Origin of the sequence: Nocardioides sp. (genome assembly GCA_037045645.1) — a bacterium.
Lineage (GTDB): Bacteria > Actinomycetota > Actinomycetes > Propionibacteriales > Nocardioidaceae > Nocardioides.
Genome location: JBAOIH010000001.1, coordinates 486,275 through 505,375 on the forward strand (window position 1 = coordinate 486,275; position 19,101 = coordinate 505,375).

Below are 19,101 nucleotides of genomic sequence, written 5' to 3' on the forward strand. Positions count from 1 at the left end.
GGTGTTTGGGTTGCGGATGGTCCGTACGGTCGTGGTGCTGGTCGTGAGTCTGTTCGGCCTGGCGGCGTGTGGTGGCGAAGATCCCACTGCGGATCCGACGCCGATCCAGGCGCCCTCGTCGTCCGTGTCTTCCCCGAATGCGTCGGAGTCGGAGTCGGCCGAGCCGGAGGTCGAGTTGTGGCAGCAGAAGTCGCGGGCGGGCGCGAAGGCCTTCGTGGATCACTGGGCCGCGGTGTGGTCCGAAGCTGTGGTTACCGGTGAGCTCGATGAGTTTCGCTCGATCAGCCATCCAAAGTGTTTCGTGTGCAACTCGTATCTGGATGACGCGGAAAAGGTCTATGGCGACGGTGGCCACGTCGAGTCCGAGCCCTGGCGAGTACTTCGAAAGTGGTATGACCACCGGCAACCGTTGGAGAGTCCGCGCGTGACCGCGGACATGATCACGCCGCGCACCGTTGTGATCTGGAACGCCGAGGGGAAACGCGAAGTGATTCCGCAGGAGCGGACGCGCTACACGGCGGCACTGCGTTGGAGCGCAAGCGGTTGGCGCATGTTTGAGTTGGAGTACATCGCGTGAGGAGGTTCGCCGCCTTGGTGCTCCTTTTGCCACTGTTCCTAATTGCGAGCGCTGCTCCGTCAAACGCTGGCTGCCCCGCAGGGACGGAGTCGGGTCGATGGCAAGTTGGGCAACAAGTATTACGTGATGGCTTGGCCGCTGAAAGGCGGTGAGGCGATCGAGATCGGCGAGCGTTGCTACTACGACGGCGAGCAGATCACGGCTGAGATGGTGGCCAAGGAGTTCGCGAAGGAGACGCCGCCGAGTGTTGAGTTGATTGTGCAGCCGCCGGGCGGGCGGACGTTGGTCAACTTCGACACGGTCTATTCCACGCAGGCGGAGGCGTACGTGAAGCCGGTCCGTCTGCTGGGCGAGACGGTGGAGTTCGACGGCCGCGAAGGGACTGGACTCCGGTCGACGGCACGGTGACCAGTCAGGGGCCGAGCGAGGTCTTGGAGGCGTACGCCAAGCTCGTGGCCTGACTTAGTGGGAAGTTTGCAGTCACCCGGTGACAGCGAACTTCCAGTTAAGCCGGGCAGGATGCCGGACACGCCGCGCCGCGTGACGCGGGCCACCTGCGAATCCATGCGCTGACCTGCGCAGATGCGCCAAGCGGGCGAGCCGTACGAAATCGGGTGCCGGCGGGTCTTGCATGTCTAGTGGTCAGGGCTTACGGTTAACACAACATCTAGTACTTACACCGTTGTGGTTTGTCCACATCTAGTCCCCAGGCTGGGGATGACGATCCACAGGGGAGGGCTGGATGTCCACAAATCATCCACAGGCAGTCGGACCCCGAAAAGGGTCCTCGTTGCCGTGCCCGAAGCGAGGAAGGAGACGCCATGCACTGCCCCTATTGCCGCAATAGCGACACCCGCGTGCTCGACTCCCGCGTCGCTGAGGACGGTGCCTCGATTCGTCGTCGGCGCACCTGCGCCAGATGCGAGAAGCGCTTCACCACGGTCGAGTTGATGCAGTTGACGATCGTGAAGCGCTCGGGTGTCACGGAGCCGTTCAACCGCGACAAGGCGATCGCCGGGGCGAAGAAGGCATGCAAGGGCCGTCCGGTGACCGACGACCAGCTCGCCTGTCTGGGCCAGGAAGTCGAGGACGCGTTGCGTGGCTCCGGCTCGGCCGAGATCCCGGCCCACGAGGTCGGGCTGGCGATCCTGCGGCCGTTGAGGGAGCTGGACGAGGTGGCGTACCTGCGTTTCGCCAGCGTCTATCGCCAGTTCGACTCGGCCGAGGACTTCGAGCGCGAGATCGCGATGCTGCGCCACGAGCGTGGTTTCGAGACGGCCGCCAAGGCGGCCTCCTCAACCACCGACGAGACGGCCGCCAAGGCGGCCTCCTCAACCACCGACGAGACGCCCACCGAGACGGCGTACGAGGCCGTCGTACCCACCGGGTAACCACAGACCGCCCGGCACGTAGTGGGGAAGCTGCGTGCCGGGCTCCATCTTCCTCATCTCCCCAGGCATCCAGCCGCACCGGGCGCGATCGCCCGCACCCCAACACCGCCACCAGTTCACCGACGTACGACGCGTCACCAGGAGAGGAAACCCATGACCGAGACGGTTCGTCCCGAGGCCGAGACCGAGACCGCGAAGGGCGTGAAGATCGAGCGGGTGTTCTCCACCGAGGGCGTGCACCCGTACGACGAGATCACCTGGGAGCGCCGCGACGTCGTCCAGAAGAACTGGAAGACCCAGGCGACCGTCTTCGAGCAGCTCGGTGTCGAGTTCCCCGACTTCTGGAGCCTCAACGCCTCGACGATCGTCACGACCAAGTACTTCCGCGGCGCCGTCGGCACCCCGGAGCGCGAGTCGAGCCTCAAGGAGCTCATCGACCGCGTCGTGAAGACCTACCGCAAGGGCGGCGAGGACCACGGCTACTTCGCGAGCCCGGCCGACGCAGAACTCTTCGAGCACGAGCTCACCTGGCTGCTGGTGCACCAGTACTTCTCGTTCAACAGCCCCGTGTGGTTCAACGTCGGCACCCAGTCGCCGCAGCAGGTCAGCGCCTGCTTCATCTTGAGCGTCGACGACTCGATGGACTCGATCCTGAACTGGTACAAGGAAGAGGGCTTCATCTTCAAGGGCGGCTCCGGCGCGGGCCTCAACCTCTCGCGGATCCGCTCGTCGAAGGAACTGCTCTCCAGCGGTGGCACCGCGAGCGGCCCGGTCTCCTTCATGCGTGGTGCCGACGCGTCCGCCGGCACCATCAAGTCCGGTGGCGCCACGCGCCGCGCGGCCAAGATGGTCGTGCTCGACGTCGACCACCCCGACATCGAGGAGTTCGTCTCCACCAAGGCGCGCGAGGAGGACAAGATCCGCGCGCTGCGTGACGCCGGCTTCGACATGGACCTCGGTGGCGTCGACATCACCAGCGTGCAGTATCAGAACGCCAACAACTCCGTGCGCGTCACCGACGAGTTCATGCGTGCGGTCGAGGACGGCACCGACTTCGGTCTGCGTGGTCGCAAGACCGGCGAGGTCATCGAGACCGTCGACGCGCGCGAGCTCTTCGACAAGATCGCCACCGCCGCGTGGGAGTGCGCCGACCCGGGCCTGCAGTACGACGACACGATCAACGACTGGCACACCAACCCCGAGACCGGCCGGATCACCGCATCCAACCCGTGCTCGGAATACATGAGCCTCGACAACTCCTCATGCAACCTGGCGAGCCTCAACCTGTTGAAGTTCCTCAAGGATGACGACACCTTCGACGCGGCGCTCTTCGCCAAGGCCGTCGAAGTGGTCATCACCGCGATGGACATCTCGATCTGCTTCGCCGACTTCCCGACCGAGGCGATCGGCAAGACCACGGTTGACTACCGCCAGCTCGGCATCGGGTACGCCAACCTCGGCGCCCTGCTGATGGCGATGGGCCTGGGGTACGACTCCGAGGGCGGCCGCTCGATGGCTGCCGCCATCACCTCGCTGATGACCGGCACGTCGTACCGCCGCAGCGCCGAACTTGCCGCCGTCGTCGGGCCGTACGCCGGGTACGCCCGCAACGCCGACGCCCACAAGCGGGTGATGCGCAAGCACCAGGCGGCCAACGACGTCGTGCGTACGCTGCACACCAACGACGCCGCGACCCTCAAGCTCGCCACCCAGGCATGGGCCGACGTGATCTCGCTCGGTGAGGCCAACGGCTTCCGCAACGCGCAGGCCTCGGTGCTCGCGCCGACCGGCACCATCGGCTTCATGATGGACTGCGACACCACCGGCATCGAGCCGGACTTCTCGTTGGTGAAGTTCAAGAAGCTCGTCGGCGGCGGCTCGCTGCAGATCGTCAACCAGACGATCCCGCGGGCGCTGAAGAAGCTCGGCTACCAGGCCGAGCAGATCGAGGCGATCGTCGACTACATCGGCGAGCACGGCCACGTCATCGACGCGCCTGGTCTCAAGACCGAGCACTACGAGGTCTTCGACACCGCGATGGGCGCGCGTGCGCTCAAGCCGATGGGCCACGTACGGATGATGGCCGCCGCACAGCCGTTCCTCTCGGGCGCGATCTCCAAGACGGTCAACCTGCCGGAGTCGGCGACGGTCGAGGAGATCAAGGACGTCTACATGCAGTCCTGGAAGCTGGGGCTGAAGGCGACCGCGATCTATCGCGACAACTGCAAGGTCGGTCAGCCGCTGGCAGACGGTGGCGGCAAGGCCAAAAAGGACGCCGCCGATGCGGCAGCGGCTGCTGAGACGACCGAGGTCAAGGAGATCGAGAAGATCGTCTACCGCCCGACTCGCAAGCGGCTGCCCAAGTCGCGCGTTTCGCGGACGACGTCCTTCACCGTGGGCGGCGCCGAGGGGTACATGACCTCCGGTGCGCACGACGACGGCCAGCTCGGCGAGGTCTTCCTCAAGCTCGGCAAGCAGGGCTCGACCCTGGCCGGCGTGATGGACGCCTTCTCGATCGCGGTCTCGATCGGCCTGCAGTACGGCGTGCCGCTGGAGACGTACGTTTCCAAGTTCACCAACCTGCGCTTCGAGCCGGCCGGTCTCACCGACGACCCGGACGTACGGATGGCGCAGTCGCTGATGGACTACGTGTGGCGCCGCCTCGCGCTGGACTACCTGCCCTTCGAGAAGCGTTCGGCGCTGGGCATCTACTCCGCCGACGAGCGTCAGCGTCACCTCGAGACCGGCTCGTACGAGTTGCTGGTCGAGGAGACCGGGTCAGCCGACGAGTTGATCTCGTCGGACTCGGTGGTTGAGGAGCGGCACGCGTCTCGAAACCAGGTCGTCGAGGCCGAGGTCGTCGCGACTCCCGCGGCCAAGGAGGCGCACACCTCCGCCGAACTGCTGGAGAAGATCACCGGCACCGCGGTCGACTCCCCACTGTGCATGACGTGCGGCACCAAGATGCGCCCCGCCGGTTCGTGCTACGTGTGTGAGGGGTGTGGCAGCACCAGCGGCTGCAGCTGAGCGCGATAACGCCTGACAAGGTGGAAGATCACAGTCACCCCGTGGCTGCGATCTTCCACCTTGTGGCATTTCGCCACGTTATCCACAGGCATCTGGCTACCGAGTTTGACCGGCGTCCCACGCGAGATGCTCTTGAGCATGCTTGCTCTCGGGAGAGTCGTGTTGCCCCTGCTTGCCGTTCTGCTCGCGATGGTGGGGTGCACGACAGAGCCCTCGGTCGACCCCGCCGCGCCAAGCACGACGCATTCGAGCGCGCCAGAGCCAGAACGCGCGATCGACCAGGTGCCCGCGGGTCCCGCCACGCAGACGTGGTCACGCCAGATGGTGGCTGTCGAACAGCCCGAGATCGCGGGTGACGACGTCACCATTGCGGTGGTTCGGGCGCGCGGCGACGAGATGGACATCGTGGCGCTCGACCTGTCCTCGGGCGTAGAGCTCTGGCGCGCTCCCTATTTGCCGCCGCAGGACGTCTATGCGACGTGGCTGGGGTTCTCGGTGTTCGAATCCTCATCGGGGGATGCGTACGTCGTGTTCCAACGTGGAGTCGAGGGTGCGGAGCCCGCGACTCAAGCACCCTACGTCGCGGTTGATCCACGCACGGGCAAGGTGATCGCACGGACCCGGACAGTGACGTCGTATTGGCCGGCCGTGCGGTGCGCAGACGGCAAGGATGTATGTCTGGCCATCGGCCCTGACCGGTTTGCGCCCAAGACGCGTTGGGATCTGGATCGCTTCAAACTTGCCGCGGAGCGGCCACCACGCGCAGTGCCGGAGGGGGCGCACATCGACGACTCCGGACTCGTGACCAGTTATGACGGTGAATTCGAAGAGCGGAGGGTGGGCTGGTTTCACGAGGGGCGGCTCCAGTGGCTCAAGAGCGTGCAGAAGTTCAACCGAGCCAAGGGAGAGTGGATTATCGGTGGCAACGCAGGCCCGATCTACTACGAGTCCGCTGACACCTTGGTGTTGTCGTTCATTCGCCGGCCTACGCCCGGGATGCTGAGGCGACACGCGGAGGGGGAGGTGGTGCGTGATGACATGGTCACCGACCACCGGCAAGTCGGCGTCGATGTCAGCACCGGGAAGGTGGCGTGGACGCGTTCTGGCGTGGGAACCGATTGTGTCGCCGGTCGCAGCTACGAACTTCCCGTGAGGTGCCGGTGGACGGGCGCGAGGATGCATCGGATCGGATGGACGGAGCCCAGGCCGAAGGGTCTCACCCTGACCGTGGAGGGATACGACGCTGCTACCGGCTCGTCGATCTGGGAACGGGCCTTGCCCAACACGACGGCGAGACACCAGATTGCCTCCGAGACCTTCGTTAGCCAAGCAGACCTTGTGGAACGCGGAGAAGTTCGTCCGATCATCTCCAAAGACGGCGCCGAACTGGTCGCACTGGAGGACGGTTCAGGGCGACCCGCCGAAGATGAGGTGTTCCTATGCAGTCGTGGGTTGGAGTTCGACTACTCGACGGACAGGCAAGGACCGCAGTACATGGGACGAGATCGCGTCGTGCTTTACCCCTGTAGCCACCGCGAGAAGCCGATGAAGGCCGACCCGACTGCCGGCGGTCTCGTGACGGCGCTGGGTGTCGAGGAGTCTGGCGTCTATGTGGTCGCGTTGCGCGGGCGGCTGGTGGCGTACGAACTCAGCGACTAGTCCCAGCCCCCGCCGCGCCCTCGTTTGGTCTCACCGCGTCGCTTCTTGGCGGCGAGTCGACGCTCGACCGAGCCCCGGGTCGGCTTGGTGGCGCGACGCTTGCGGGGTGGGGCTGCGGCGGCCGTGCGTACGACCGACGCGAGCCGCTCGCGCGCAGCTCGCCGGTTCGCCAACTGCGTACGGTGCTCGCTGGCGGTGATGGTCAGCACGCCGGCGACCACGCGAGAGCCGAGCCGAGAGAGCAGTCGCGATCGGATCGTGTCGGACAAGACGCCCGACGAGGCGACATCCCAGGAGAGTTCGACTCGGCTGTCGGTGGTGTTGACGCCTTGGCCACCGGGGCCGGACGAGCGGGAGAAGCGCTCGGTGAGTTCGACGGCCGGGATCACCAACGTACGGCTCACGGGCAGGTCGGACATGTCCCTATCGTCTCGCAATGTCGGTGCTCCCGTTTACGGTCAGTGCTGGATGAGGGGAGTGGCGATGACTGAGGTCATGTTGACGGGGTACGACGCGAAGCGATGCGCGCGCCGGGTGCACAACGACTGGGATCCGACGATCGAGAAGGTGGCGTGGGACGTGCCGCCCACTTTGCAGATGAGGTTCGATGCCGGGCGGGCGTACGAGAACGAGGTGCTTGCTCAACTCGTCGCCGCACTGCCGGAGCCTCCCTTCGATTTCAGGCTCAGGCGCGACAAGCAGGAGGCCATCGACGCGACTTTGGTGGCGATGGATACCGGCGCGTCGGTGATCCTGGGAGGCTGGCTGCCCGACGACCCGGTCGGTGGTCGCACGGGACGCCCCGATCTGCTGCTGCGAGTCGATGGCGGCTATCTGCCTGGTGACGTGAAGGCACACAAACTGTTGGCCAAACGCAAGAGGGGGACGGCGTCGCTGGCCACGCTGGCCGACCCGGTCCACCCGGCCGACGTCGACGGCTGGGGTGTGAACGCGTCGGCCAGGTTCGACGACTACCTGCAACTGGCGCACTACTGGCGGATGCTGGAGGCGTTGGGGCGTACGACCGGCGCCGCGCGTGGCGTGATCATCGGGACCGACCGGGTTCAGCAGGATGCCCCCGCCGCAGTCCATCTTGATCTGGCGGCGCCGCTGTTCGAGACCTATTCGCGCTCGCGCGGCACAGCGAAGCGTTCGGCGCTGGAGCGCTATGACCACGAGCACGGCTTCCGAGTCGAGGTTGCGCGCGCGGCGGCCGAGGGGCAGGTGCTCGTGCAGCCGATCTTCACCGACGAGTGCGAGAGCTGCCCGTGGTCAGACTTCTGTCACGGCCAGGTCGAGGGCGACGTGGCCAGCGCCGCGATCACCTCGGGTCGACTCTCGGTGCGCGAGTGGCGGGCGTTGGCTGCGCAGGGTGTCGAATCACTCGAAGACCTGGCAGACCTGACAGCGGACGACGAGGCATTCCTCGGCGACTACCTGCCCGAGGTGACGCACGTCAAAGACCCACGAGGTCGCCTCGGGGCAGCCGTCCGGCGCGCACGGATGGCCCGCGATGGCCGTGAGATCGAGCGCCAGACCACCGGCCCGATCGAGGTGCCGCGTGCCGACATCGAGATCGACCTCGACCTGGAGTGGGATCTCGACGACCGCGTCTATCTCTGGGGCGTGCTGATCAAGCGGCCGGGCGAGGTGGCGAGTTATGAGCCGTTCGTCGACTTCGGCCACCTCGATCACGAAGGGGCGTACGCCTTGGCAACTCGCTTCGCGGGCTGGCTGCGCGACGAGATTGCCCGGGCCGAGGCGGCCGGGCACAGTCTGCTCGTCTACCACTACGCGCACCCCGAGCCTGCCTACCTCAAGAGGATCATGGGGGAGAGCGAGGTGGCCGATCTGACGGCACGATTCGTCGACCTGCTGCCGATCATGCGTACGCACTTCTTCGGGCTGCACGGGCTCGGCATCAAGCACGTGGCGCCCACATTCGGTGCCACGTGGGACGACGACGACCCGGGTGGGCTGCAGTCGCAACTGTGGCTACTCGACGCGAGGCATGCCGACGACGGGGGAGTCCGTGAGGCCGCGCGGGAACGGATCTTGACCTACAACCGTGACGATGTCCGGGCAACGGCGGCGATCCGTGTCGGACTGGCGATGCCTGACACCCGCTGATCTGTGAAGGCAGTCGATCCACAGGGCAGGATCTGGTCGAGTTCCACACCCGTCAGGACGTGCAGTCGACGTACGTCGTCCGAGCCGACCCTTACGCCAAACTCGGCGACCCGAGCCGCTTCCAGTTGAACCGGCGCAACTAAACCCCGGCGCTGAAGCGATCAGGCGTCGCGGATCAACGGTGGATGCAGCCGGGTCGCCGGACCGCGCCGGAACAGTTGCGCCGGGCGTCCGCCGCCGCGGCGTGTCGTTGCTCCGACGGGATCGAGGAAACCATCGGCCTTCGACACCTTGCGGTGGAAGTTGGCCGGATCGAGGCGAGTGCCCCACACCAACTCGTAGATGTGGCGCAACTCGCCGATCGTGAACTCCTCGGCGCAAAACGATGCCGCGAGTGGGTAGTACTCCAACTTCCCGCGCGCCCGCTCGATGCCGTGTTGCACGATCACGGCGTGGTCGAAGGCCAGACACGACGGATCGGCCAGCACCGCGGCAACGTCGTGCCAATCAGCAGAGGCCGCGTCGGAGCCGCCGACGGCGTCGCCAAGGTCTGGCGCGATAGCCAAATAGGAGACCGAAACCGTACGTCCGCGCGGGTCGCGACGCGGGGTGCCGTACGTCGCCAGTTGCTCGACGTGGCCGGGAGCCTGCACAGAGGTCTCCTCGGCCAACTCGCGCCGAGCGGCCGTTTCGAGTTCCTCGTCGATGCCGACGAAGCCGCCGGGCAGGGCCAGCCGCCCTCGATGTGGCTCCTCGCCACGCTCGATCAGCAGCACCTGGAAACGGTCGTTGCGCACCGTCAGGCACACGACATCGACGGTGACCGCAAAGATCGGATAGTCGCTGGTGTAGACCATGACTTTCACCGTACTCCCCATCTCGTCAGGACGACGATTAGGGGACCGCTAAGGCTACGTCCGAGCTGCGCTTGCTCGGACGGATGCTCGCTGCTGTCTGGTGCGTCAGGAGACCATGACTCGCACCGGAGACTATTTGCGATTAAGACACAAGGGGATATATTGTCGATATGACAAAAGATGTAATCAGGTTGACGGCGGCGCAGTCGGATCGCGCCATCGGGGTGCTGTTGGGCTCTGCGGTGGGTGATGCTCTGGGTGCCGGCTATGAGTTCGGAGCAGCCCCGTACGACGGCGCACCGCGCATGATCGGTGGTGGGTTGGGCGACTTCGCGCCAGGGGAGTGGACCGATGACACGGCTCAGGCAGTCGCGATCGCGCGGGTCGCCGCATCGGGTGCTGACCTGACCAGCGAAGCGGCCCATGATCTGATCGCAGCGGGCTTCCTGGAATGGTTTCGCGGTGGCCCTCCGGATGTCGGCAACCAGACTCGCCAGGTGCTGGGGGCAGTTGGCAGCGACAGCAGTGCGCGCCGGATGCGTACGCAGGCCCAACGAGTCCACGAGATCTCTGGTCGCTCCGCCGGCAACGGTTCCTTGATGCGTACGGCGCCGGTTGCGCTGGCGTTCCTGCGCCGACCTGAGTCGGAGCTGGTCGAGGCCGCGATGGCCATTTCTGCACTCACCCACCACGACCCGTTGGCGCGCGAAGGTGCGGCGTTGTGGTGCCTGATGATCCGCCACGCGGTGCTGCACGGGGAGTTCCCCGATGCCGGGTCGGTGTTGGCCCAGTTGCCCCACGCGGACTATTGGGCAGGCGTCCTGGCCGAGGCCGAGGCACAGCAGCCCGACGAATTCAGCCAGAACGGCTGGGTAGTCGGAGCGCTTCGGGCCGCCTGGTCGGCCATCAGGCACACACCGACCCCCGAAGTGCAGCCGTGCCGTCACCTTCAGGACTCGTTGGCCACCGCCATCGGGATCGGACACGACACCGACACGGTCGCGGCGATCGCGGGTGGTCTCTTGGGTGCCCGATGGGGGCAGAGCGCGATTCCGCAGGAGTGGCTGGGACAACTGCACGGCTGGGGTGCTCAAACCCAAGGAGCCGCCCACCTCGTGCGATGGGCCATCGAGACCGTGCAAGGCGGCCCGCAGGCAACGTGGCCGAGCGTCGCGCGCGTGGACTACCCGTCGGCGCCTGGCGTGGAGGCGTACGCGCCGCATCCGCTGGTGGACGGCGTGTGGATCGGCGGCGTACGCCCTCTCGATCGCCTGCCTGACCACATCGACGCCGTGGTGAGTCTGTGCCGGGTGGGAGCGCAGCAGGTGCCCGTGGAGTCGTACGTCGTACGACTGCTCGACACCGACTGCGCCGATAATCCGAACCTCGACTTCGCGGTTGATGACGCCGCCCGCACGGTGCTTCGGCTGCTTAAGCAGGGCAAGCGGGTCTTCCTGCACTGCGTGGCGGCCCACAGCCGTACGCCGACCGTCGCCGCGCGGGTCGCGATGCTGTCCGGTCATGAGTTTCGTGAGTCGCTCGACTCGGTGTGTGCGGCCCTTCCGGCAGCGAATCCGCAGGGGTTCCTGATCGAGGTGCTGGGGCGCTTGAGGCGCTCGGACGCCCGCGCAACTTGAGGCGCGAGCCGTAAGCCCGGCCGGGCGGCGGCAGGTGCCTAGGCTGCTGTCCAGTTGTGGTCGGCCTGGGAGGCGATGAGATGACCCGCGAGACCTATCAGGACGCCGATCTTCTTGCGGCGCTGCGCGCGGCGGCGGTGGGTGTGGAAGGCCCGCTGTCCGTGCAGGCGTACGCCATCTGGCAACGACGAAGCGGCGGGCCGACTTCGGCGCGGATCATCCAGCGGCTCGGCTCGTGGAGCGCCGCGCTGCGTGCGGCCGGGTTGGCGGCGCGTACGGCCGATCGCACCTATCACGCGAAGTGGGATGAGGACGCCGTGCTGGCCGCCGTGCGGGTGTTCTTGGCTGCGGGTGGTCCGAGCAGTTATGCGGCGTACGCCGATTGGTCGCGCGACCAGCCCGATGCGCCGAGCGCGCAGACCGTACGCAATCTGTGCGGCGGGTGGGCCGAAGCCAAGCGGCGCGCGGGCGACTGAGATTTTGCGCCCGATCGGCGCCTGACACGCGTGCACTTGCGCCCGGTCGGCGCCTGACACGCGTGCACTTGCGCCCGGTCAGCGCGTGGTGAGGCGATATACCCCGCGCCAGCCCACCAGACAGGCGCCGACGAACAGCGTCGCCACCACGATGAACGCCGGGTTGGTGCCTTGGTGAGATACCGCTCGCAAGACCATGCCGCCGACGACCGTGGTCAGCCATAGCACCAACCCGGACCACACCGAGGTCACCGCCCAGCCGCGCAAGGTCACGCCCAGCCAGCCCAGAGCCAGGCTGATCAGGAACGGCCACGCGGTGTGCGCGATGCCGCCCAAGCTTAGGCTCTCCTCGTGGCTGGCCCGGCCGATCGTCGCGAAGACGACGACCAGCGCCGCGTCGAGCGCGAACCAGCGTGCGCTCACGCCTGGTCAGCGCCAGTGGCCGGTGGGGACACTGCCCTGTGCTCGCTGGTGCCGCTTCCGGCGTACTTCTGCACCAGTGCCTCCAGGTCCATGCCGGTGGTCGACTTGAGCAGTTCCATGGTCTGGACGAGGTTGTTGGTGACCTGCTTGGGCAACTCGCCCGCGCCGTCGGACGAGATCACGGTCAGCTTGTCGATCGAGCCCATCGGTTTGGCCAACTCGGCCGCGACCTTGGGCAGCACCTCGATCAGCATCTGCAGCACGGCGGCCTCGTTGTATTGCGCGAATGCCGCAGCCTTCTTGTCCATCGCCTCGGCCTCGGCCTGCCCGGCAGCCAGGATCGCGGCACCTTGTGCCTCACCTTCGGCGCGCAGCGCCTCCGCTTCGGCGATACGGCGGGCCTTCTCGGCCTCACCGCGCTTGGCGCCCTCGATCGCCTCGGCCTCGGCCAGTGCCGAGCGACGCGACTTCTCACCCTCACCGGTCAGACGTGACTTCTCGGCCTCGGCTTCGGCAGCCGCGATCGAGGACGCCTTGCGGGCCTCGGCCTCCAGGATCTCGGACTGCCGGCGACCGGCGGCCTCGGTCTCGACGCGGTAGCGCTCGGCGTCGGCGGGCTTGCGGACCTCGGTGTCGAGCTGGCGCTCCTTGAGCGCGGCCTGGCGTACGGCCACCTTCTCCTGCTCGGTGAGGATCATCTGGTCACGGTCGGCCTGGGCCAACGGACCGGCGGCGGCAGCAGTCGCAGCAGCGGCGTCGGTCTCGGCCTTGATCTCCGACTCCTTCAGCGCCAGCGCGCGCTGGGTGATCGCGATCTCCTGCTCGGCTGCGATACGTGCCTGCTCGGCGGCCTGGCGGGCGTTGGCCTCCGCGATTGCCGCGAGCTGACCGAGCTTGGCGGCCTCGGGGCGACCGAGGTCGGCCAGATAGGAGCCGTCGTCGGTGATGTCTTGGATCTGGAAGGTGTCGAGTACGAGTCCCTGGCCGGTCAGCGAGGTCTCCGACTCGTCGGCGACGCGCTGGGCGAAGGCAGCGCGGTCACGGATGATCTGCTCGACCGACAGCGAACCCACGATCGACCGCAACGCTCCCGCGAGGACCTCCTGGGTGAACGTCTCGACCTCACCCTGCTGCGAGGCGAAACGCTGGGCAGCGGCCCGGATCGAGTCCTCGTTGCCGCCGACCTTGACGATCGCGACGCCGTCGAGGTTGAGCTTGATGCCCTGACCGGAGACGGCGCCGCGGATCTGCACCGGGATGCGTCGCGACGACAGGTCGATCGCGGCCAGCCGCTGCACGAAGGGCACCACGAATACACCCGAGCCCATCACGACCTTCTGGCCCGAGAGGTCCGTCGAGATCTCGCCGGTCTCCGGGTTGCGGACCTCCTTGCCCTTGCGGCCGGTGACGATGAACGCCTCGTGGGGGCCGGCCACCTTATAGCGCGTGGTGACCAGCAGGCCGATCAGGATCAGCAGGACGACTAGGCCGATCACGGCGATGACGACGGGGGACATGAGTGCTCCTTGGTGAGGCGATCAGGGGAGGAAGAGTGGCTCGACCTGGACGGAGGTGGGCGACAGGATCGAGACGATGGTGACGGTGGTGCCGGCCGGAACGGGAGCGGACGACTTGGCGTTGAGTCGGGTCACCTGACCAGCGACGCTGAGTGACACCGTGCCGAAACCGCCTTCGGGGATCTCGCTGATCACGGTGCCATTGCGTTCGAGCAGGTCATTCGTACGCACCGTGGCGTGGTCATTGCCGTGTCGCAGTTGGGCCGACACCCAGCCCGCGCCCGCGCCGAGCAGGACGCCCAGGACGAGACCGATGATGACGGACAACCCCATGGAGTCGGTGATGTCGTACGCGATCGCGCCTGCGAAGCCGAAGGCTCCGATGAAGGCCGACACGGCTTCGGTCGAGAAGAGCCCCCCGCTGACGGCGTCGAGAGCGCCGTCCAGATGATCGCCGATGATGAGCGCGATGAGCAGCAACGCGACGCCGACGCCGCCGATGATCAAGAACGCGGTCACGCGGCTCCCTCCGACTCCTGGGCCGATACTAGGCAGGTCCGTCCACCCCTGGGAGGGTCGGTCACTCGGGTTCGTCCCCCTCCGGCAAGGCGCGCAAACCGAACTTTCGTCTCGCCCACATCGTGGCGGTCGCGGTGAGGAGTACGCCGAGTGTGGCCGAGACCACCCACCAGGTCGACTCGCGACCCCAGAAGGCCTCGATCACCGCCCACCCGACCGTCGTATAGATGGTCGCCCAGGCCATCGAGCCGACCACGAGCGCGGGGACATAGCGGCGCCCGGGCATCTGCAATCCACCGGCTGCGACATTCACCGCCGTCTGCACTCCCACGGTCAGGAAGGACGCCGCCACGAGCGGGGCGCCGAAGCGTGCGACGACGCGTTCGGCACGGCGTACGGAGGGACGATCCAGCAACCCGCGCCAGCGCGAATCGACCGTGCGGGCGCCGCGCCCCATCCAATACAGCGCGGTGCCGCGCGCCAGGGAGCCACCCAAGAAGAAGACCCAGGTTGCCGCGATCGGCCAGTCGGCGAAGGGCGCGGCGACCAGAGGCATGGGCCCCAGTCTGCCCCGACCTTCAATCAGACCAGCGAGCGGTAGATCTGCGTCGTCTTGTCGGCGATCGCACCCCAGGAGAAGTGATCCATCGCACGCTGGCGGCCGGCCCGACCCATCTGGGCCGCACGCTCCGGATCAGCCAGCACCTGATTCATCGCGGCGGCGAAGTCCGCGACATACCGCTCGGGATCGAGCGGCGTGCCGGTGCCGTCTGACACCTGCTCGATCGGCACGAGCAGGCCGGTCTCACCGGAGACCACGACCTCGGGGATGCCGCCGGTCGCGGTCGCCACCACCGCGGTCTCGCACGCCATCGCCTCCAGGTTGACGATCCCCAGGGGCTCGTAGACGGACGGGCAGGCGAAGACGGTCGCGGCGGTGAGCAGCGCGGTCACGTCCGTGCGCGGCAGCATCTCGCGGATCCACACCACGCCGTCGCGAGTGGCGGCCAACCCGGCTGCGAGGTCGGAGACCTCCTTCTCGATCTCGGGGGTGTCAGGTGCTCCCGCGCACAGCACGATCTGCACCTCGGGAGCCAGTTCGGCACATGAGCGCAGGAACCACGGCAGTCCCTTCTGGCGGGTCACCCGGCCCACGAAGATCACCGACGGGCGATCCGGGTCGACGCCGAGTTCGCGTACGCGCTCGTGGTTGTGATGCGGCGACCACGAATCGGTGTCGATGCCGTTGTGTACGACGTGCACCCTCGCGGGGTCGACGGCCGGATAGGAGCGCAGGACATCGTCGCGCATGGCCGCAGAGACCGCGATGATCGCGCTCGCGGCCTCGTACGCCGTCTTCTCCACCCACGACGAGATGCGGTAGCCGCCGCCCAGTTGCTCGGCCTTCCACGGCCGCAGCGGCTCCAACGAGTGTGCCGAGATCACGTGCGGCACGTCGTAGAGGAGGGCGGCGAGGTGGCCGGCCATGTTGGCGTACCAGGTATGCGAGTGCACCAGGTCTGTGCCCGCGCAGCCGTCGGCCATCGCCAGGTCGACGCCGAGGGTCTTGAGAGCACCATTGGCGTCGGCGAGTTCGGCGAGTTCGGCGTACGACGAGGTGCCCGTCTCGTCCCGGGGAGCCCCGAACGCCCGCACGCGCGCATCGACCGCGCCGGCTGCGCGTCCGGAGTCACGAAGTGCCTTGACCAATTCGGTCACGTGGACACCGGCGCCACCGTAGATCTCGGGCGGATATTCCTTGGTCAGCACGTCGACTCGCATACCTGGAAGATAGTGCGCCCAGCACCGGCGGTCACGCTTGCGGCACGGCTGGCAAAGGGGAAGGCTGGAGCCATGAGTCCGTCGCGCAAGAAAGTGCTCGTCATCGTTCTGGCAGGCGGCGAGGGCAAGCGGCTGATGCCGCTCACCGCCGACCGCGCCAAGCCCGCGGTGCCGTTCGCGGGCATCTACCGGCTGATCGACTACGCGCTGTCCAACGTGGTCAACTCCGGCTATCTCAAGATCATCGTCCTCACCCAATACAAGTCGCACAGCCTCGACCGACACGTCACGCAGACCTGGCGGATGTCGACGATGCTGGGCAACTACGTCGCACCCGTGCCGGCCCAGCAGCGGGTCAACAAGTCCTGGTATCTCGGCAGTGCCGACGCGATCTTCCAGTCCCTCAACGCGATCAGGGACGAGAAGCCCGAAATCGTGGTGGTCGTAGGGGCCGATCACGTGTATCGGATGGACTTCTCCCAGATGGTGGCGGCGCACGTGGAGTCCGGTGCTGCGGCGACGGTCGCCGCGATCCGCCAGCCGATCAAGGACGCCAATCAGTTCGGCGTGATCGACGTGGTGCCGGAGGACCCGTGGCAGATCCGTGAGTTCCTGGAGAAGCCGCACGACCCGGTCGGGCTGCCCGACGCCCCGCACGAGGTGCTGGCCTCGATGGGCAACTACGTCTTCGACGCGGACGCGCTGGTCGAAGCCGTCACCCAGGACGCCACTCTCGCCGGCTCCAAGCACGACATGGGAGGCGACATCATCCCGGCCTTCGTGGAGAAGGGCGAGGCAGGCGTCTACGACTTCCGCGACAACGACGTACCCGGCTCGGATGACCGCGATCGCAACTACTGGCGTGACGTCGGGACGTTGCAGTCCTACTGGGAGGCGCACATGGACGTCACCGCGCCACTTCCCGTGTTCAACCTCTACAACTTCCAGTGGCCGATCTTCACGTCGTACGGTCCGCAGCCGCCCGCCAAACTCACCAGGGGAGCGCAGGGGCAGTTGTCGGTGGCCGAGAACGCCGTGCTCTCGCCCGGTGTCGTGGTCAGTGGTGGTCAGGTCCACGGGTCGGTGCTGTCACCCTCGTGCCGCGTACGGACGAATGCCCAGGTCACCGACTCGGTGCTGCTGCACGACGTACGGGTGGAGCGCAACGCCAGCGTCCACAACTGCATCATCGACAAGGGCGTCCTCATCCCCGAGGGAGTCGCGGTGGGCGTCGACAAGGAGCACGACCGGGCGCGTGGCTTCGCGGTCGAGGGTGACCTGACGATCATCGGCAAGGGTCAGATCGTGACGCCGTGAGCGATCTGCGATCTGCTCGATCCTCTCGGCGGGCGGTGGTGCTGATGCTCATACTGGCGCTGGGCCTGCTGGCGGGATGCCGGGAAGGTGACTCGGCGAGTGACCCCGCCGCGCAGACCACGACCGCAACCCCGACGAGCCCGACTGACTCCGCATCCGGGAGTCGCTTCGCGACGGTCGTACACGAGACGGCCGCCGGCGGCGAGGTCGGGCCGGTCGTACGTCTGGACTCCGCGCGAGCCGTCGACGAGTTCGTCGCCCAGTTCACCCGGGCAGGGCTGGGGGAGAAGATCAGGGCCGAGTTGGAGGTCCGCGACCTGCGACCTGGTGACGTGATGGTGGGGCGGGTCGTGGCGATCGGGTGCGACGTCCCGCAGGTGCTGATACGTGACGCGGGCGAGTTGCTCGTGGCGCAGCCGGTTCCCAAGTCCACCCACGAGTGCTTCGCGCCGATGACCTCGGTCGCGTTGGCGCCGGTCTCGCAGGACGAGGTTCCTCAGCCGACCGGTGGCGAATAGACCACCTGCAGGCCGTCGGGCACCTTCCGCTCCGAGCCGTCAGAGGGCGAGTTGAGTACGCCCAGCGTGCCGTCGGGAAGCAGGCCCGCCATCGCCGACGAGCCGCCGCCGTCCAGATTCAGCGCGTCCTCGCAGCCCCACTCCAGCATCAGGTTGGCCAGCTCCACCATCGTGTAGCCGCGCGAGAACGACTGCCGTCCGTCGATCACCGTCAAGAAGACCGTGTTGGTGTCGCGGTCGATGCCCACGGCCGTACGCGGGTGCATCTCGCGGTCGTCGACGACCGTACGCACGCCCTCATCGAGCAGTTGCTTGTTGCCCGTGATCGCCACCGGCGGACGTCCGGCGACGCGTGGACGCACCGTGATCCGGGTGCCCTTGCGCAGCGCCCGGAGCTGCTCGGCGCCCTTGCCGCGACCGATCAGCACGGCGCCGAAGATCTCGCGTCCGGTGCTGAGTCTCGTGCGGTTGCTGATCACCCGACCTCGGTCCACGACGACCTCGCGGACCCGCTTGGTCTGCCCGTCGGTGACGCGCGCGCCGACGGTATAGCCCCAGTCGGGGGAGTAGGCGCCGATGCTGCCTGGGGCGACGGTCGGGGAGTTGTAGTTGGCGAGGCGGAGTTTGGGGCGCTGCTTGATCTTGGCCTTGACGGCCAGTTCGCCGATCTGGGGTTTGCCGGCACGGTCGATCCAGAACCCGGCGTTCCAGCCTTCGACCGGGCCGTGGACGACGCCGGGACCGCGGCCGATGCCCACCCCGAGCGGCGCCTGGGTGTCGGCGATGTCGAAGAAGTCACCGTTGACTCCGAGCACCGCTCCCTCGCGCTCGACCATCGTCGAGACCGCCTCGCGGGTGCGTACGGTGTCTGCTCCCAGGTAGTCCATCGAGAGGCCCGGCTCGTCGAGGTCCACGGCCGCGACGTAGCCGCGGACGTTGCCGCGTGCGTCGATGCGGTCGAAGGACGTCACGGTCACTCCGGGCGCCACCGGCCAGACGGAGAGCACGCGGGTGGTCGGGGCCTTCGCGCGCGGGGAGAGCTTCGGGGCGATCTTGCCGATGACGCCGTCGGAGGAGTGGCGGGTACGACTTCCCTGCTGCGGCGTGTCCTCGTCGGCAGCGACCGCCACCGGGGCAAGAGCGGCTGCGAGGAGCATGACGGCGCAGGGTGTGAGGAGTCGTACGGTCCGAGAGCGCATGGCGTTCAGGGTAGGCACTGGTCACGACCCGTGGCTCTCCAGGTCGCGGCGCGTCCGGGATTGGGGTGCGGG

Annotated in this window: 18 protein-coding genes; 10 read left to right on the plus strand and 8 right to left on the minus strand. The window is 67.2% G+C overall.

Features of this window, described 5'->3' with window-relative positions; all coding sequences use genetic code 11:
- The first annotated feature begins 16 nt into the window (after nucleotides 1-16).
- The 5 genes from V9G04_02390 to V9G04_02410 all read left to right on the plus strand — a co-directional run bounded on the left by V9G04_02390 (nucleotide 17) and on the right by V9G04_02410 (nucleotide 6,654).
- Nucleotides 17-577, plus strand: a complete 561-nt coding sequence (locus V9G04_02390; GenBank protein ID MEI2712154.1) for a DUF6318 family protein — start codon at nucleotides 17-19, stop codon at nucleotides 575-577.
- Nucleotides 578-619: 42 nt separating this feature from the next.
- Nucleotides 620-985: a hypothetical protein gene (locus V9G04_02395; GenBank protein ID MEI2712155.1), complete on the plus strand. Its 366-nt coding sequence runs from the start codon at nucleotides 620-622 to the stop codon at nucleotides 983-985.
- A gap of 413 nt (nucleotides 986-1,398) precedes the next feature.
- On the plus strand, nucleotides 1,399-1,968 hold the full coding sequence (nrdR, locus tag V9G04_02400; protein MEI2712156.1) for a transcriptional regulator NrdR: 570 nt from the start codon (nucleotides 1,399-1,401) through the stop codon (nucleotides 1,966-1,968).
- A gap of 153 nt (nucleotides 1,969-2,121) precedes the next feature.
- Nucleotides 2,122-4,995 (plus strand): vitamin B12-dependent ribonucleotide reductase, encoded by a 2,874-nt coding sequence (locus V9G04_02405; GenBank protein MEI2712157.1) that lies wholly within the window; start codon nucleotides 2,122-2,124, stop codon nucleotides 4,993-4,995.
- Nucleotides 4,996-5,277: 282 nt separating this feature from the next.
- On the plus strand, nucleotides 5,278-6,654 hold the full coding sequence (locus V9G04_02410; protein ID MEI2712158.1) for a hypothetical protein: 1,377 nt from the start codon (nucleotides 5,278-5,280) through the stop codon (nucleotides 6,652-6,654).
- Here V9G04_02410 and arfB read toward each other — a convergent pair.
- Nucleotides 6,651-7,073, minus strand: a complete 423-nt coding sequence (arfB, locus tag V9G04_02415) for an alternative ribosome rescue aminoacyl-tRNA hydrolase ArfB (GenBank protein ID MEI2712159.1) — start codon at nucleotides 7,071-7,073, stop codon at nucleotides 6,651-6,653. The genes V9G04_02410 and arfB overlap by 4 nt on opposite strands.
- A gap of 64 nt (nucleotides 7,074-7,137) precedes the next feature.
- On the opposite strand from arfB, the gene V9G04_02420 reads away from it, so the two are divergent.
- Complete coding sequence (locus V9G04_02420; GenBank protein ID MEI2712160.1) at nucleotides 7,138-8,784, plus strand: TM0106 family RecB-like putative nuclease; 1,647 nt, start codon at nucleotides 7,138-7,140, stop codon at nucleotides 8,782-8,784.
- Between the two features lie 161 nt (nucleotides 8,785-8,945).
- Here the strand turns inward: V9G04_02420 and V9G04_02425 are convergent, their stop codons facing one another.
- Nucleotides 8,946-9,641, minus strand: a complete 696-nt coding sequence (locus V9G04_02425; GenBank protein ID MEI2712161.1) for an NUDIX domain-containing protein — start codon at nucleotides 9,639-9,641, stop codon at nucleotides 8,946-8,948.
- Nucleotides 9,642-9,811: 170 nt separating this feature from the next.
- Here V9G04_02425 and V9G04_02430 point away from each other — a divergent pair, with 170 nt between their 5' ends.
- Together V9G04_02430 and V9G04_02435 are read left to right on the plus strand one after the other, a co-directional pair.
- Nucleotides 9,812-11,278 (plus strand): ADP-ribosylglycohydrolase family protein, encoded by a 1,467-nt coding sequence (locus V9G04_02430; GenBank protein ID MEI2712162.1) that lies wholly within the window; start codon nucleotides 9,812-9,814, stop codon nucleotides 11,276-11,278.
- A gap of 80 nt (nucleotides 11,279-11,358) precedes the next feature.
- Nucleotides 11,359-11,754 (plus strand): hypothetical protein, encoded by a 396-nt coding sequence (locus tag V9G04_02435; protein ID MEI2712163.1) that lies wholly within the window; start codon nucleotides 11,359-11,361, stop codon nucleotides 11,752-11,754.
- A 78-nt stretch (nucleotides 11,755-11,832) separates the two neighbouring features.
- Here the strand turns inward: V9G04_02435 and V9G04_02440 are convergent, their stop codons facing one another.
- From V9G04_02440 to glgA, 5 genes are all read right to left on the minus strand, one after another.
- Entirely contained in the window at nucleotides 11,833-12,177 is a 345-nt protein-coding gene (locus tag V9G04_02440) for a DUF3054 domain-containing protein (GenBank protein ID MEI2712164.1), read from the minus strand.
- On the minus strand, nucleotides 12,174-13,694 hold the full coding sequence (locus V9G04_02445; GenBank protein ID MEI2712165.1) for an SPFH domain-containing protein: 1,521 nt from the start codon (nucleotides 13,692-13,694) through the stop codon (nucleotides 12,174-12,176). Before V9G04_02445 ends, V9G04_02440 begins: the two co-directional genes overlap by 4 nt.
- Before the next feature lie 21 nt (nucleotides 13,695-13,715).
- Nucleotides 13,716-14,213, minus strand: coding sequence for a hypothetical protein (locus V9G04_02450; protein MEI2712166.1), 498 nt, complete (start codon nucleotides 14,211-14,213; stop codon nucleotides 13,716-13,718).
- Nucleotides 14,214-14,274: 61 nt separating this feature from the next.
- Nucleotides 14,275-14,769 carry a VTT domain-containing protein gene (locus V9G04_02455; protein ID MEI2712167.1) on the minus strand — a complete coding sequence of 165 codons (495 nt, stop codon included), beginning with the start codon at nucleotides 14,767-14,769 and terminating at the stop codon, nucleotides 14,275-14,277.
- Nucleotides 14,770-14,795: 26 nt separating this feature from the next.
- On the minus strand, nucleotides 14,796-15,995 hold the full coding sequence (glgA, locus tag V9G04_02460) for a glycogen synthase (GenBank protein MEI2712168.1): 1,200 nt from the start codon (nucleotides 15,993-15,995) through the stop codon (nucleotides 14,796-14,798).
- A gap of 72 nt (nucleotides 15,996-16,067) precedes the next feature.
- Between glgA and glgC the strand changes: the two genes are divergently transcribed.
- Nucleotides 16,068-17,312, plus strand: a complete 1,245-nt coding sequence (gene glgC / locus V9G04_02465; GenBank protein ID MEI2712169.1) for a glucose-1-phosphate adenylyltransferase — start codon at nucleotides 16,068-16,070, stop codon at nucleotides 17,310-17,312.
- On the plus strand, nucleotides 17,309-17,830 hold the full coding sequence (locus tag V9G04_02470; protein ID MEI2712170.1) for a hypothetical protein: 522 nt from the start codon (nucleotides 17,309-17,311) through the stop codon (nucleotides 17,828-17,830). Before glgC ends, V9G04_02470 begins: the two co-directional genes overlap by 4 nt.
- Here V9G04_02470 and V9G04_02475 read toward each other — a convergent pair.
- Complete coding sequence (locus V9G04_02475) at nucleotides 17,809-19,029, minus strand: phosphodiester glycosidase family protein (protein MEI2712171.1); 1,221 nt, start codon at nucleotides 19,027-19,029, stop codon at nucleotides 17,809-17,811. The genes V9G04_02470 and V9G04_02475 overlap by 22 nt on opposite strands.
- Nucleotides 19,030-19,101: the final 72 nt, after the last annotated feature.